General features: G+C 60.2%; 17 protein-coding genes. 3 read left to right on the top strand and 14 right to left on the bottom strand.

Annotated elements, in window-relative coordinates; genetic code table 11:
- Positions 1-19: 19 nt before the first annotated feature.
- From BH682_RS34185 to BH682_RS34135, 12 genes are all read right to left on the bottom strand, one after another.
- Positions 20-475, bottom strand: a complete 456-nt coding sequence (locus tag BH682_RS34185) for a pilus assembly protein TadG-related protein (protein WP_030537757.1) — start codon at positions 473-475, stop codon at positions 20-22.
- The gene (locus tag BH682_RS34180; RefSeq protein ID WP_075836493.1) at positions 472-918 is read right to left on the bottom strand and encodes a TadE/TadG family type IV pilus assembly protein; all 447 of its coding nucleotides are present in this window, start codon (positions 916-918) and stop codon (positions 472-474) included. Before BH682_RS34180 ends, BH682_RS34185 begins: the two co-directional genes overlap by 4 nt.
- Positions 919-1,085: 167 nt before the next feature.
- A complete protein-coding gene (locus BH682_RS36155; protein ID WP_155277958.1) occupies positions 1,086-1,226 on the bottom strand; it encodes a hypothetical protein in 141 nt (46 codons plus the stop codon).
- A 98-nt stretch (positions 1,227-1,324) separates the two neighbouring features.
- Positions 1,325-1,750 (bottom strand): TadE family protein, encoded by a 426-nt coding sequence (locus BH682_RS34170; RefSeq protein ID WP_030537754.1) that lies wholly within the window; start codon positions 1,748-1,750, stop codon positions 1,325-1,327.
- Between the two features lie 27 nt (positions 1,751-1,777).
- Entirely contained in the window at positions 1,778-1,924 is a 147-nt protein-coding gene (locus BH682_RS36150; RefSeq protein WP_155277957.1) for a hypothetical protein, read from the bottom strand.
- A 129-nt stretch (positions 1,925-2,053) separates the two neighbouring features.
- Positions 2,054-2,287 carry a hypothetical protein gene (locus BH682_RS34165; RefSeq protein WP_030537753.1) on the bottom strand — a complete coding sequence of 78 codons (234 nt, stop codon included), beginning with the start codon at positions 2,285-2,287 and terminating at the stop codon, positions 2,054-2,056.
- A gap of 235 nt (positions 2,288-2,522) precedes the next feature.
- On the bottom strand, positions 2,523-3,428 hold the full coding sequence (locus tag BH682_RS34160) for a type II secretion system F family protein (RefSeq protein ID WP_030537752.1): 906 nt from the start codon (positions 3,426-3,428) through the stop codon (positions 2,523-2,525).
- Positions 3,425-4,312 (bottom strand): type II secretion system F family protein, encoded by an 888-nt coding sequence (locus BH682_RS34155; RefSeq protein WP_075836491.1) that lies wholly within the window; start codon positions 4,310-4,312, stop codon positions 3,425-3,427. Before BH682_RS34155 ends, BH682_RS34160 begins: the two co-directional genes overlap by 4 nt.
- 2 nt (positions 4,313-4,314) lie before the next feature.
- On the bottom strand, positions 4,315-6,003 hold the full coding sequence (locus BH682_RS34150; RefSeq protein ID WP_083954822.1) for a CpaF family protein: 1,689 nt from the start codon (positions 6,001-6,003) through the stop codon (positions 4,315-4,317).
- Entirely contained in the window at positions 6,000-6,848 is an 849-nt protein-coding gene (locus tag BH682_RS34145) for a hypothetical protein (protein WP_075836489.1), read from the bottom strand. Before BH682_RS34145 ends, BH682_RS34150 begins: the two co-directional genes overlap by 4 nt.
- Before the next feature lie 4 nt (positions 6,849-6,852).
- Complete coding sequence (locus BH682_RS34140; protein WP_051720975.1) at positions 6,853-7,560, bottom strand: SAF domain-containing protein; 708 nt, start codon at positions 7,558-7,560, stop codon at positions 6,853-6,855.
- A 5-nt stretch (positions 7,561-7,565) separates the two neighbouring features.
- Positions 7,566-8,069, bottom strand: coding sequence for a hypothetical protein (locus tag BH682_RS34135; RefSeq protein ID WP_143542648.1), 504 nt, complete (start codon positions 8,067-8,069; stop codon positions 7,566-7,568).
- Between the two features lie 892 nt (positions 8,070-8,961).
- Between BH682_RS34135 and BH682_RS34130 the strand changes: the two genes are divergently transcribed.
- On the top strand, positions 8,962-9,654 hold the full coding sequence (locus tag BH682_RS34130; protein ID WP_030537746.1) for a hypothetical protein: 693 nt from the start codon (positions 8,962-8,964) through the stop codon (positions 9,652-9,654).
- Between the two features lie 69 nt (positions 9,655-9,723).
- Here the strand turns inward: BH682_RS34130 and BH682_RS36145 are convergent, their stop codons facing one another.
- Positions 9,724-10,215 (bottom strand): hypothetical protein, encoded by a 492-nt coding sequence (locus tag BH682_RS36145; protein ID WP_143542649.1) that lies wholly within the window; start codon positions 10,213-10,215, stop codon positions 9,724-9,726.
- Positions 10,216-10,448: 233 nt separating this feature from the next.
- On the opposite strand from BH682_RS36145, the gene BH682_RS34125 reads away from it, so the two are divergent.
- A complete protein-coding gene (locus BH682_RS34125) occupies positions 10,449-11,411 on the top strand; it encodes a ParA family protein (RefSeq protein WP_030537745.1) in 963 nt (320 codons plus the stop codon).
- Positions 11,412-11,586: 175 nt separating this feature from the next.
- On the opposite strand, the gene BH682_RS34120 is transcribed toward BH682_RS34125, so the two are convergent.
- Positions 11,587-11,865 (bottom strand): hypothetical protein, encoded by a 279-nt coding sequence (locus tag BH682_RS34120; protein ID WP_075836487.1) that lies wholly within the window; start codon positions 11,863-11,865, stop codon positions 11,587-11,589.
- Here BH682_RS34120 and BH682_RS34115 point away from each other — a divergent pair.
- Positions 11,864-12,202, top strand: a complete 339-nt coding sequence (locus BH682_RS34115) for a hypothetical protein (protein WP_030537743.1) — start codon at positions 11,864-11,866, stop codon at positions 12,200-12,202. The genes BH682_RS34120 and BH682_RS34115 overlap by 2 nt on opposite strands.
- The last annotated feature ends 447 nt before the right edge of the window (positions 12,203-12,649 follow it).

The raw sequence follows: 12,649 nt of genomic DNA, 5'->3' as shown, positions 1-12,649 counted from the left end.
GGCCGGGTCCCGGGTTCGCTCATGGTGCGCCGATTGCTCCGGCGCCGGTGTTGGTGCGGTTGAGGTTCACGTGTGCTGTTCCGACGACTGTTTGTTCTCCGAGTCCTATGAGGCCGAGGACTTTCGGTGTGTAGTGCGCTGTCGTGGTGATCAGGAGGGTGTTGGGGCCGGTGGGGACGACTACGCCTTTGATGTCGGTTGCGTTGAGGTACTTTTGCGCTTCGATCATGGCGGTTGCGGGGTTGACGACGACGGCTGTTCCGCGTGCGGCGAGTGGGGTGATGACGGCTTGGCCTGCGGCGCGTGCTGCTTCTTCGGCTACGAGTTGGGCTTGTTGTTTGGCGTGGAGCTTTCCGCCGCCGTCTACGACGAGGCCGAGGGCGAGGAGTAGAGCGAATGCTCCTATGACTGCCCAGAGGACGATTGATCCTTGGTCGTTTTGTTTGTTGCGGAGTTTCGCGATGAGTGTGTTCATCGGACTCTCTCTCGGTAGGTGTCGATCGGTGAGGAGCTTGTGTGGCGGATGGTGCGGACTCCGCTGATTCCGACGAGGCCGAGTGAGTCGAGGGAGACGTCGCATGTGACGGTGGTTTGGACGGTGCCTCTCACGCCGGGGCGGGTGCGGAAACCGCTGGCGTCGGTGCTGATGGAGAGGTTGACGCAGTTGAGTCCTTTTGCGGCGAGGTCCGATGTTGCTGCTTCGGTTGCGCTTGTGGTGGCCTGGGACATTGTTCGTGCGAGGGAGGCTGATCGGGATGCTTCGGCTGCGGCGTGTTCGACTTTTTGGTGTGCCATGGTGACCATGCCGCCGACGATGATGACGCCGATGAGGAGCAGGATGAATGGCGTCAGTATGACGAGTTCGAGGGTTTCGGCGCCGCGGTCGTTGGCGTGTATTCGTTTGCGTAGGTTGGTCATTGCGTTCAGTACGGTAGAGGCCGGTAAGGGAAGAGGATGTCGGGATCGAATCCGGTCGTTACCCCTAGGGCTAGGAGAAAGAGTGAGAGGGATGCGGCCACGAGGAGCCAGTTTCTGCGTGTTCGCATCATAGGTTTCTCCGCTCGTAGGACGCGCGTGTGTCGGGTTCATGGGATGGGGTGTCCGGTTCCGAGGATGACGGTGACTATCGCGTCTGGGCTGTAGAAGTAGAGAGCCGCGGTAATGGATCCGGTGAACAGGATCCCCCAAATTACTTCTTTGAGGGATAGGCGACTGTTCTCATCCACGGTCTGTTCATTCCTGAGTGAGTCCGTCATTGCGGTGACCTTCCCTCCGCTGTGGTTGACAGTTTCCGACGTCCGGGCCGGTACCGGGCGGTGGCCGCTCACCAGAGGTCTCCGGGGTTGGTGATGCGTTCGACGGGTGCGCTTTGATCGATGTTGATGGTCAGGTTCAGGAAGGGGATGAGCGAGATCGGTTGTCCCACAATCTGGATTGCGGCTTCGCGTTGGTTGCGTGTCACTGTGACGGCGGGGCCCCGTAGGACTGTGGCGCCGGTCTGTGCGATGAATCCGTAGGCGGCGGCTGTTCCTGCTGCTGATGTGCCGAATTGTGTTCGTGCTTGGCGGAGTCCTTCTTCGCCTGCTTTCATCGCTACGTTGCGGGCGTGGAAGTACAACGCTCCTTGGACTGCGCCGAAGAACAGTAGGAGGACGACTGGCCAGATGATGACGGTTTCCAGAACGCCACCGCGGTCGTTGCCGAGCCGAGACTTCAAGCGTGCGAGTGGTGTTGCTGTGGGTGGCCGCATGATCGCCCCTCCTTCGTTGGTGTGTGTTCAGACGATGGTTGCGAGGTAACGCTGAACTGTTGGGCCTAGCTGGATGAGGACGAAGATCGCGATGAGGCAGACTGCTGCGGACATGATCCAGAGACGCAGGATGCTTCCGCTGTCGTTGTGCCGGTTGCGGTTGATGAGTGTCATCGTCTCGCTCCGTTCTGCATCGCTGGCTCGAATTTTTTGGTGAGGGTGGATCGTCGGAGGAACGCGTTGTTTGTGTTCCTGGGGTTTCAGGAGGGTTGCGGCGATCCACCCTTGCACCTGGTGGGGTTGCTACTGGATCTGGTTGAGGTAGCGCATGACAACGGGTCCGATGTATGCGACGACTGCGATTGCGAGAGTCACCACGCCGGCCGCGATGATGACGTATTCGAGCATTGATCCGCGGTCAGAACGTCGTCGGTTGGATCCGCTGGCTCGATCGAGGAATCCGGTGATCATCGCGATGCCAGCGAGGGTGGTGACGGTGGTTGCGCGCTGTGCGCGGTGGGCGAAATTGGTGATCATCTGGGTTCCTCCTGTTTGTTTTTCCCTCTACTAATGAAGAGGTCCGTTTCGTGTGCCGCTGTGACCGCCTGGGTGAAAGTTTTTTTGAGTAGGCAGAAACTTGGCGTTTGCAGGTTAGCGCGGAATTGTTGGGGGGTACTGCCGAGAATGCGTGTTTGCGCTGGTGGGGCGTTCGCACTCTGGTCGCTGGTGCGCCTTTGGGGCGGTAATTGAATAGTTGCCATTGGACTCTTCCTCAGGACGATCCGAGAATGATGCTGGACATGGCTGGGATGAACAGCATGATCATGAAGACGATTCCGATGAGCGCGAGGGGAGCTTGGATCTTCTCGGTCGAGGAGCCGGCTTTGCCGAGTTCGTCGGAGAGTTGAGCGTTTCGCAGTGCGGATGCGCGGGCGCTGAGGGTGACGGCGACCGATGCTCCTTGTTCGCCGGTCAACGTCATGATGTCGGCGAGGTCGGCGAGGTCGGGTAGCTCGAGTTCGCCGGAGATTCGGGTGAGGGTGTCCCACGGCGCTTGTCCGGATCGTTGAGCTCGCATGAGTTCTTCGTCGAGGCGCCGGAAGACCCAGCTGTCGCCCACTGCTGCGGCTCTTTCAAGGCTCTGCACGGCTCCGACGCCGCCTGTGCGGTTGAGTGCGACGAATTCGATGTAGGCGCCGAGGGAGCGGCCGAATTCCTCACGGGCTACGGCAGCTTTCTTCCGGACTTCGATGTCTGGGGCGACGAAGCACGCTGCAGCGATGGCGAGGGAGAGGATTGCGGGGATGCCCCAGGGGATCCCGCGGCCGAGGATCGTGAGCATGAGATTGACGGCGGGGAAGAAAAGTAGGCCGAGGAGCGCAGAAAGAACCTTGTCCCCGAGAAAGTATGGAACCTCGATTTTGAGGATCGCGAGATCTGATCGAGGAATTTTGAGGATCGTGGAGTCTGCGGTGTACGGGAGTACTCGCCTTCCCACTTTTCCTCGAACGGATTCGTCGACGTTGATGTCGGCGGGTTTGTCGGTGGAGCGGTGGGCGCCGAGGTTGTCGAGCACTTCGGACAGAGATGCTTGTGCTGGTGCGAAACGCAGGAACAGGCAGATGAGTCCGACGCAGAGAACTACCGCCAACAGGGCGGCTTGGATCTGAAATGTCATGACAGAACTCCCTCGATGAAGCTCTCGCTTTTCTCGTTCGCCGCTTTGCGGGTCGTTCCGAGGAATCGCGGGAGTTTCGGTGGTTGTACGAGCTTCTTCATCCAGAGGAGACATCCGATGAAGGCGGCTATTTCGACGACGAAGATCAGTTGCCCTGCTGGTGTTTTGTAGAAGGCCATGTAGTCGGTGAGAACGAAGAGGCCTGTGATGAAACCGATCGTGATGATGGTGACCCATCGAGCGGTGGTGCGGCTGCCTTTGCGTGCCGCTTCGACTGCTCGGCGGTTCCTGACGTCTTCGGCCACTGACCGGGACAGTCGGTCGAGGACTGCGGTGAGTCCGGATCCACGGATGGCGGCGCTTTGGATGAGTGATCCCACGATGAGGTCGCCGGTGGCGTCGTCGAGGTCAGTTGCGAAGCTTCGGAGTGCGTCGTTGATCGGTGTGTTGGTGCGGAGCCTTTGGATCAGTCGGCTGATTTCGTCGGTGAGGGCTTCTGGCATCGCTTTGTGGGTGGCGATGATTGCTTGCTCGATGCCCGTTCCTACAGCAAGTACGCCGCTGAGGTTTCTCACCCACTCTTCCATGGCGTTGAGTCTGGCGATTTCCCCTTCGGCTGCTGGTTTGCCGAGAAGGTAAGGCAGAGCGACGAATGCGATGGGGCTGATGGGTAGTGCGATGAACCATCCGCTCACCATCCAGGTCAGCGCGCCGACGAGGGTGCCGGCGATGATGAGGAGGCGATACTTTCGGCTGATGTGGATGGTGGTTCGGCGGTGTTTCTGGGGGGCTGTGGGGTCTCTGCGGTCTTTCCAGCCGTGGTAGATCAGTGTGAGAGCGCCCAGAAGTAGGAGGACGAGGAGAACTGCCATCAGGGTGTACATGGTTAGTGTCCTTCCTCGAATTCCAGTGAGTGGAGCGGGATCAGGTGTTCGGGGAACCCGCCTTCGATGACTTTGCGGCGAAGTTTGGGGGGCAGGGTTCCGTATTCTCCGGTGCCGCCGGGGCGGCCTTGATAGACCGTGGATACTGCCGGCATGCCCTCCTCCCCCGGCTCGATCCAAATCACTTCACTGATGTAGCGGGTGTGGACACGTTCACCGGCGTCGTTGACGGAGTAGGACGTATCGAGCTGGATGATCAGGTTGATGTGGGCGGCGACCTGTCGGATGGCATAGCGTTCGGTGACGCCTGCTTCGAGAGCCACGGTAACCAGGCGGTTGATCGCGCCTTTTGCGTCGTCTGCGTGGGTGGTGGAGAGAGAGCCTTTGGCCATCTGCATCGCTTTGAACATCGCGATGATCTCTTTGCCTGCTACCTCACCGACGATTACTCGTTCGAGGTGCATGCGCACGAACGCGTAGAGGATGGCGGACAGGTCTGTGCCGCCTTTGAATTCGTTTGTCGTCGAGTCTCGTTCCCCACCGCCGTTGATCACCTCGGCCGGCACGACGAACCCTTTACGGCCGGGCATGTCGTGGAGGAACAGTTCTCGTTCGGTTTCGGCTGTGCCGATTCGAGTTTCGACCGGCAAGGCGTTCGCGAGCGCTCTGGTGAGCGTTGTCTTACCCGAGCCCATGGGTCCTGACGTGACGATGGATGCTCCGCCGATAACCATCGCGGTGAGCAGTTGGGACAGGAGGTCGGGCATGACTTTGTATCCGACGAGGGTGTCGAGTGTGATGTTTTTGAGGCGGTGCAGGCGGATCGCGACATGGGGTTCGGGGACGGTCCATGCCATCGCGGAGAGGCGGATGTTGCCGGGAAGGTTCAGTCGCAGATGCGGATTGTTGACTGCGAATGTGCGGCCGCCGCCGTCAGCGCGTTGACCGAGGTTGATCAGCCAGTCGATAAGTTCTTCGTCGGAGTCGAAGATGTTGGGGCGCTTCTGGATACGACCGTCCGGATACATGACGAGGACGCTGGTGCCTGTGAGGAGAACATTTTCGATGCTCGGGTCGTCGACGAGGACCTGAAGGGGGCCGAGCCCGAAGATGGTGTTGTAGACGTCTTGTGCGAGTTGCGCCTCTTCGCCTGGATCGATTGCGCCGGAGCCCCTTTCGATTCCCGCGGCTATGTGGCGTTTGACCTTGTCGGCGATGATATCGCGGCCCTTGGCCTGCTCTTCGTCTTTGGTGTACGGAAGGAGAGTGTCGGGGGCGTCCTCGGAGGCGACGTCTGCTTTTCGCTCGGAGACGATTGACGTGAGCTCTTGTGAGGCTTCGTCGACGAGCTTGCGCACCAGACGCCGGTACGCAACAGCATTCATTGCGGAATCGATTGGCTTCGCAGTGTTCTTCGGGATGGGAGGAGCATGCCAGGGTTGCTCGGCCGAGACGGGGGCGGCATTGCCGTGACCTGCGGCGCTGAGGAGGTTGGCCGCGGCACTGTTACTACGATGCTGGGGATGGGAGCTTGACGCGCCGAGGGGGTGAGCGTCAGCGTTTTCGTGGGCCCCTGGTGCAACCTGTGGGGCTGACTGCTGGTCGATCGTCAAGGCGTCGGCTTCGTCGACCTCGTTCAGTACCAACCAGAGTGGAACGCGTGCCGGGTCTTGTTCGTTGCGGTCTGTCATGACGGCTCTCCAAGGGCTTCACGGGCTGACGGGTTGCTCGGGAGTGTTTGATTCCGGGACGCATTCACCCATTCGGGCCGATGTTCTTCGACGTAGGTCTGCATCTTCGGCCATGCACCTTCGAGATTCCGCAGGTATCGGGACTGGGTTCTCTGGAACTTGGTGAGCTGGTGACCTTCTGAGAAGATTTTCGCGTGTTTCGGGGAATCGGGGAGGGTGAAGGCGACATCGACACCGAAAGACTTTGCGATCTCCGCGGCTCCATAGTACTTGTCGTCGATCACCACGAGCCCGAGTGCTGCGGGTGACCGAATCGCTCGGAGCTGGCCGCGCAACTGGTCGAGTACGCCCTTGAGTGAGCCGAGAGCTGTTGCGCTCGTTCGGGTTACTACCAGGATCAGGTCGGATTGCACCATCAGGTCGTGTGGCCCCGAACGATGTCCGATTCGGCCGGCGTCGACGATGATTGTCGCTCCATTCCGATCGATTGTGCGCAGGTGCGCGCCGAGCGGTCCCCACGTGGAGGTCATGGAATCTGCTTGTGATGCAGTTCTGAGTCCTGGCACGGCCCAGACATTGGTCTCTGGGATGTTCAGTGTCTGGGCGCCGAATGCTTGCCCGATCTGTCCATGTCGTGCGGGTTCAACCAGGTTGATCAGTGATCGGCGGCCGCGAGCGAGTGCGGATTCTCGGGAGGACTTGAAATAGCCGCTGTGCAAGGGCGATCCACCGACGGGATCGGCTTCGACATAGAGAACGCCGACGCTCTCGCAACTTAATGCAAGCCCGAGGGCGGTTGTCGAGACGCCAGGAGCGCCGGTTGCCGACGCGAGTACGACGAACATTTGACTACTTCTCTCTGGTGTCGAGCACGATAGCGACGCGCCGTGTCGCTGCTCGCGCCGATACCCAGGAGGCTTCGTCGGCCTGTACCAGAACGTCGACGGTGGTTTCCGACGTTTCCGGAATCAACCTGGTCGAAACGACCTGCGCTTTGCTGGTTATAGGGCCCTGAACTGGGGAATCATCCTGGTCCCGGGGAGTGTCGACGATGCGGACCTGGTCGCCGGCTCGGAGCGGTTCGGCGGGTAGTTTCGAGTAGCTGACGGTGACACCCACGAGGGTCAGGCCTTTGCCGGGGATGACAGCTGTGGTCACTGCGTTGGGGTTCAGAACGGTGCCACTGGGGATCGGTACGGCCGCTGCCTGGCCGACGACGGAGGCTTTGTCTTCCACTGCGACGGAGGCGATTCCAGCGTCGGCGTTCACTTGTTTGGTGGTGAGGTCTTGCGAGGTGATCTGCTGGCCTTGGGCGATGTCATGCGAGACCACCAGTACATTCGTCACTTGACGCATTCCGTTGACCAGGGCGACAGCTCCGATGACGAAGACGACGACTAAGGCGATGCCGGCTGCGAGGAAGATCGGGCGGCGCCGAACTTTCGTTCTCGAGGTTGCGGTGAAGTCTGAACCGCGCCGGGTGGTGGGGTTGTCCGGATCGACGTCTTCCCCGATGGCTTTGGACTTTGCTGTCGTGCGGAGTTTTTCGAAAACCATGGGTTTCAGTCCTTTTCGGTCTCAAGCTGAAAGTGCGCGGTCAGTGCCGCAGTGATGAGTTGACTCCGGGATCGCGCGGCGAAGGACTTCTTCAGTTCGTCGAGCACGTCGAAGTCGGAGGCGCGAAGGGAATAGGCCACCGGCGTGGTGGGGACTTTTGCCGGCGATGTCGATCCCACTCCCCTGGCTTTGAAGAGGCGCCCGCCGACCACGCCACCGGGGTGGACGTAGTCGTTGAGATGATCGAGTGTTTCTTCGATCGCCCAGATGATGAATTCGCCGGTGGTCAGCCGACGTTCGGTTCGCGCTTCGGCCAACTGTGCGGCGATGGCAGTGGGCAGATGGACATTCGAGGACACGACGGGATCAGTGAGATCGTCGTCGTCGGGCACGAGCGCATAGGTAGCGCTCGCTGGTGTGGCGAAGTCAGCTTCGAGGGATTCGTGGCGGCGACGCATCCCGGGGAGTCCTTGTGAGAGTGTCGGCTCAGTGGCTCGTGGGGAGCTCATCGCACTCCCCCGTGACTGATCCCGTAGGCGCGCGAAGAAAGGCGCTCAGGTTGCCGCTGAGACGTGTGATCGTCTCCTGATTGCTCAATCATCTGTATCCGCCTATCGCTTCGGCCGTGTGGCGTGTGGCCCTGACCTTGTGCCACACGACTAGGTATAGCGGCGGGTAGTTACACCACGAACACGTCAGTTACCCGCTCCAAATAGGAAGAACGTTGCAAAGCGGGTAAACCATCGCAAGCACCCTAATCTGACCTGCAGTTATCTGACAGAGGCAAATAAACGGCGCGGTTCGTATGGAATCCCAAACAACCCGCAATTCGGTGGTAGAACAGGGTTTCCACTGCCTGTGTAACATCCGTCACACATACTCCGATGTGGCGTCAATTGAGGCCCTGTCGCCGGAATTCAGCCCGTCGATGACCCGACATCGAGGCGACTGGACGGCCACGGAATTTGATTGAAATTTGCATAACCGCAAGCGAATTGACGAAGAAAAGGACTTCAGTCCCCATTCGGTCGATCTCGGTTTCTCCCACCACGGGAGCACAGGCAGCGTCCGTTCACACATCGCCGAACGGTTGACCCTGGCATATGTCTGCCCCTGGCCCCGACAACATGGTGTTACACACCCAACCGAGGGCCCGCTCGCGCCACAAAGACACCTCCCCACTACGTCACCGCACGCCCACCATTCGCCCACCATGCGCCCACCAATGGTCCACCTGACATCAGCGCGAGCCCTTCCGTAACCCTTCCAGTGGGCTACTGGTTGTCGACCGTCCCGCAGTCAACGACCGAATGACCACCGTCCGCTCGCTCGCTGACTCACGCCTCGTGTCCGTCCGCACTCCTCGTGACAGCGGCTCGTATTGCTGCGATCATTGACGGCATGCCCCTGCCGCTAGGTTCGACGCGCATGGAACCTGCGCACTGGATCGATGATCTGGCGTGGCATCGACAGGTGTACAAACAATCGAAGTTCCGCTGGGACGGCACCGAAGCCCTTCTGGTTGCCACCGAATTCACCGGAGGATGTCAAGAATTCCGGACCGTCGCCGATCTGCGCGATCTGGAGGGATACCGCCTCGCCCTGTCGGAGTACTCGATGACATGCCAGCGTGCACTCGGGCTGGCCCTGCAGGAGGCCCGGTACGGCTTGGGAGCAGGCCACTGGGAAGACATCGCCGCACTGCTGGATCTGACCGCCGTGGACTGTGCAGCCAGCTCGTACTTCGCGCGCTGGGGCGACCCTCGCGTCGCCGGCCAATTCAGCAATCCTCAAGTCCGCAGGATCAGAAAGATGTGTGCCGGATTCTTCTTCGCCAGTCCCTTACTTCTGGCGTGGGAACTATCCCAACTGTGGAAGCTCTATCGAGCTGCCGAAGAACTACTCGAGGACACGCTCGTCGACCTCGTCGTGGAGTTGCAACCACACGTACGGACCTCGGATCTTCTTCAGGCTTTGCATACGACGACCGAGGTCGGCCTCAGCAATCGGATCAGCAGTCAGCGACACGAACGCGGGCCGTCTGGAGATCCTCGCCGGGTACCTCGTCAGGCTTTCTCCCCACTCACAAATTGACTAGTATTCGCAGGTCAAACAGTTTTATACCCTAGTTTATGGTGCGAGTTCCGTCATCGCGCATGCCGTTCAATTCGTCTCGATGTGGACGGAGATATCGCCCGCGCGACTACGCCGGGGTGATCTGGCCCGAATTGCGTCGGGCCGGCCACAGCGAGTCCTCCGGTTTTCTCCGCCTTCATCCGCCGCCACTTCCGGCACCGGTTCCGTCATGCCTGCTGTTGCGCCTTCTACTTCGGGTTCCACTGTTGGTGCTCCTGCCTTCTCCGCCATCGGATATGGCTTTCGTTCCCCTGTTGCTTCCACTGCCCTTTGAGGCGTGGCGACTACCGCCGTTTCCGGCACGTATTCCCGCAGGGCTTCTGGCTGGCATTCCGCCGTGATTTCACGTGGGCGTTCCTCCGGCGGTTCCGCTGAGGTTTCTCCTGCGCTTTCCACCCCGTCTTGTGGCGACACTTCCGTCGCAGCTTCCGGCGTCGGTTCGTACGGAAACACACGCACGCATTCACGCCATAATTCCGGCGTGGTTTCTGGCGTGATTTCCACCGTGTTTACCTGCATGTTTTCACGTAGGACTTGCAAGTAGTTTTCCTCCGTGATTCACTACCTGTATGCAGGCAGCGATTCACGCACGTATTACCGCGCGGTTCCTCGCAGTAATTCCTGTATGTACTACAGCGTGAACACGCCCGGTAATTACCGCCATCAATCACACGCGATGTCCTACGCGTTGTGCGGCGTGAAATCCGGCAGACATTCTTTATCCGAAACCTCACCAACGTCGGAGTGACCAAATGGCCCAGAACATCGCAGCAGCCGTTTCCGAAACTGCAATCAGCAAGCAGATCCCCAACACCATCGCCTTCGCCAACGGCAAAGGCGGGGTAGGGAAGACCTCATTGAGTGCCAATTGTGGCGGACTAGCAGCCGCTGGTGGTTGGCGAGTCCTCATCCTCGACCTCGACCCTCAGGGGAATCTCGCCCGCGACCTCGGATACGACGTCGCCGACGGTCAGGACTTGCTCAACGCCCTCATCACCGGCACTGAGCCGCCGCTACTCAAAGACGTCCGGCCAGGTCTCGACGTAGTTCCGGGAGGGCCCACTCTCGCCGACATCCAGGGTCTGATGTTTTCACGCGCAAACAGGTCACACGGCGACGACGACGGGGAACCTGAAACACTCGGTGACCTGCTATTCCGGTCACTTTCTGGTATCGCGTCCGACTACGATCTCATCTTGTTCGACACTCCTCCGGGCGACGTCATGATCCTCGACGCTGTGCTGGCCTGCTGCCAGGGCGTGGTAATTCCCACGCGAGCAGACGAGGGCAGCCTCGACGGCCTCACCCGCATCGCGAAGCGGTTCAAACGAGCTCGGCGCGTCAATCCTGACCTTCGTCTCGCCGGCGTCGTCCTCTTCGGCATCGGTTCCCGGTCTTCTCGACTCGAAGACGCGGTTCGAGACTCTGTCTACGAAATCATCGGGGAATCTGCTCCCGTCTTCGACACCTACATTCGGTACCTCGAGACGGCCGGCTTTGACTTGCGCCGACACGGCATCCTCGCCCACGAGCTCGAAACTCAAGCTGCTGCCGCGCAGAAGGGTCGACTCAAGGCACTCCGAGCGGGAACTAAGCCTGAAGAAGATTTCTTGGCGCGCAATGCAACTGGGCTCGCCGAGGACTACGAAAAGCTCACGATGGAAATCATCGGCAAATTGACCGAGATCAATCAGGAAGTCGAGGCTGTGTCATGACTTCACGCAAGGTTGCACGCGAAAGCCTCGAAGATGCGTTCTCCGCGCCCAGCGGCCCAGGCAGAAGGGGAGCGGGCCTTGCGAATTTCCTTCCGCCGTCACGTGCGCCGCGCCCGTCCGCTACTTCACCTGTTCGCCCAGCCGTACAGACCCCGGAACCGAGGAACCCTGCACCTCAGGGAGAGAACGACGCGCCGGACCCAGTCGCGACGAGCGCGCCAACGCAACCCCGAGACGCTGTAGCCGCTCCGAGCGCGCCGGCAGCGCCGAAGCCAGCCGAGTCGCCTGCAACATCGCCGGCAGCGCCGAAGCCCGCCGAGTCGCCTGCAACATCGCCGGCAGCGCCGAAGCCAGCCGAGTCGCCCGCAGCATCGCCGGCATCGTCGGCAGCGCCGAAGCCCGCCGAGTCGTCGACAGAGAGTTCAGCGGACGTTGCGGATGCAGTCGAGAACATGCCGATCTACATCGACAGTGCGACCTTGACTGCGCTCAAGGCTGAAAAGGGTCGGATCGGCGGAACCTACGCCGACGTTGCGGAGGCCGCGCTCGACGAGCACATCGACCACGTCGGGGAGATTCTCCGGCAAGGGGCGGCGAATAAGTCTGCCGGCAGTTCCTTGCCCAAGCGCCGCAAATCCCCTCAGATCCGCGGAGGGATCCAGGTCCAGCTCCGGTTCACCAAGGCTCAACGTGACTGGCTTGACGAGAAGGTCGCGGAGTTCGGTGCACCGTCCCGAAGTGTTGTGGTGGCTGTCGCATTGCAGCTTCAGCTCGGGACTCGGGCGAGCTAGTCCCCGTTCGTAAATTTCTTTCCCGATCACTGGTGGACCAGTTCGACGCGTCTTCCACCATGCTCCCCACCATGCTCCCCACCATGCTCCCCATACTGGTGGGGAGCACTTTATAGGCTCTGACCTGGCATTTCTTGCCACTCCCCACGCTCCCCACACATTTTCGCGAAGGTTCGCGCGTAGAGGAATACGCGGGGAGATTTGACTCTGCGTGAAGCGCTGCTGAGAACTGGGCGTGCAGAGATGTCATGTCGCGTGCGCAGACTGAACGAAAAGATTTTCGGCTGAGCTGTCACAGGAGCGGGCGACGGGGACCTCCTCTCTTTTGAGAGGGGAGTTTCTCCGATCGAGGGAAGGCGGGAGAGAAGTCAGCATGAGTACCGCACTGGCAAGCGACACACCCACGAATCCGAGTAATCGCTATCAGATACGAATTGGACCTAAGGT

Origin of the sequence: Rhodococcus sp. YL-1 (assembly GCF_001942025.1) — a bacterium.
GTDB classification, from domain to species: Bacteria; Actinomycetota; Actinomycetes; order Mycobacteriales; family Mycobacteriaceae; genus Rhodococcus_F; species Rhodococcus_F qingshengii.
This window is presented reverse-complemented; position numbering and strand designations above follow the sequence as displayed.

Bases quoted from the DNA above. Each gene is read 5' to 3' on its own strand.
- BH682_RS34165 (WP_030537753.1), bottom strand. From the start codon at position 2,287: ATGATCACCAATTTCGCCCACCGCGCACAGCGCGCAACCACCGTCACC.
- BH682_RS34125 (WP_030537745.1), top strand. From the start codon at position 10,449: ATGGCCCAGAACATCGCAGCAGCCGTTTCCGAAACTGCAATCAGCAAG.
- BH682_RS34130 (WP_030537746.1), top strand. From the start codon at position 8,962: ATGCCCCTGCCGCTAGGTTCGACGCGCATGGAACCTGCGCACTGGATC.
- BH682_RS34135 (WP_143542648.1), bottom strand. From the start codon at position 8,069: ATGAGCTCCCCACGAGCCACTGAGCCGACACTCTCACAAGGACTCCCC.
- BH682_RS34115 (WP_030537743.1), top strand. From the start codon at position 11,864: ATGCCGATCTACATCGACAGTGCGACCTTGACTGCGCTCAAGGCTGAA.
- BH682_RS34155 (WP_075836491.1), bottom strand. From the start codon at position 4,312: ATGTACACCCTGATGGCAGTTCTCCTCGTCCTCCTACTTCTGGGCGCT.
- BH682_RS34180 (WP_075836493.1), bottom strand. From the start codon at position 918: ATGACCAACCTACGCAAACGAATACACGCCAACGACCGCGGCGCCGAA.
- BH682_RS36145 (WP_143542649.1), bottom strand. From the start codon at position 10,215: ATGCAGGTAAACACGGTGGAAATCACGCCAGAAACCACGCCGGAATTA.
- BH682_RS34145 (WP_075836489.1), bottom strand. From the start codon at position 6,848: ATGTTCGTCGTACTCGCGTCGGCAACCGGCGCTCCTGGCGTCTCGACA.
- BH682_RS34160 (WP_030537752.1), bottom strand. From the start codon at position 3,428: ATGACATTTCAGATCCAAGCCGCCCTGTTGGCGGTAGTTCTCTGCGTC.
- BH682_RS34185 (WP_030537757.1), bottom strand. From the start codon at position 475: ATGAACACACTCATCGCGAAACTCCGCAACAAACAAAACGACCAAGGA.
- BH682_RS34170 (WP_030537754.1), bottom strand. From the start codon at position 1,750: ATGCGGCCACCCACAGCAACACCACTCGCACGCTTGAAGTCTCGGCTC.
- BH682_RS36150 (WP_155277957.1), bottom strand. From the start codon at position 1,924: ATGACACTCATCAACCGCAACCGGCACAACGACAGCGGAAGCATCCTG.
- BH682_RS34140 (WP_051720975.1), bottom strand. From the start codon at position 7,560: ATGGTTTTCGAAAAACTCCGCACGACAGCAAAGTCCAAAGCCATCGGG.
- BH682_RS34150 (WP_083954822.1), bottom strand. From the start codon at position 6,003: ATGACAGACCGCAACGAACAAGACCCGGCACGCGTTCCACTCTGGTTG.
- BH682_RS34120 (WP_075836487.1), bottom strand. From the start codon at position 11,865: ATGTTCTCGACTGCATCCGCAACGTCCGCTGAACTCTCTGTCGACGAC.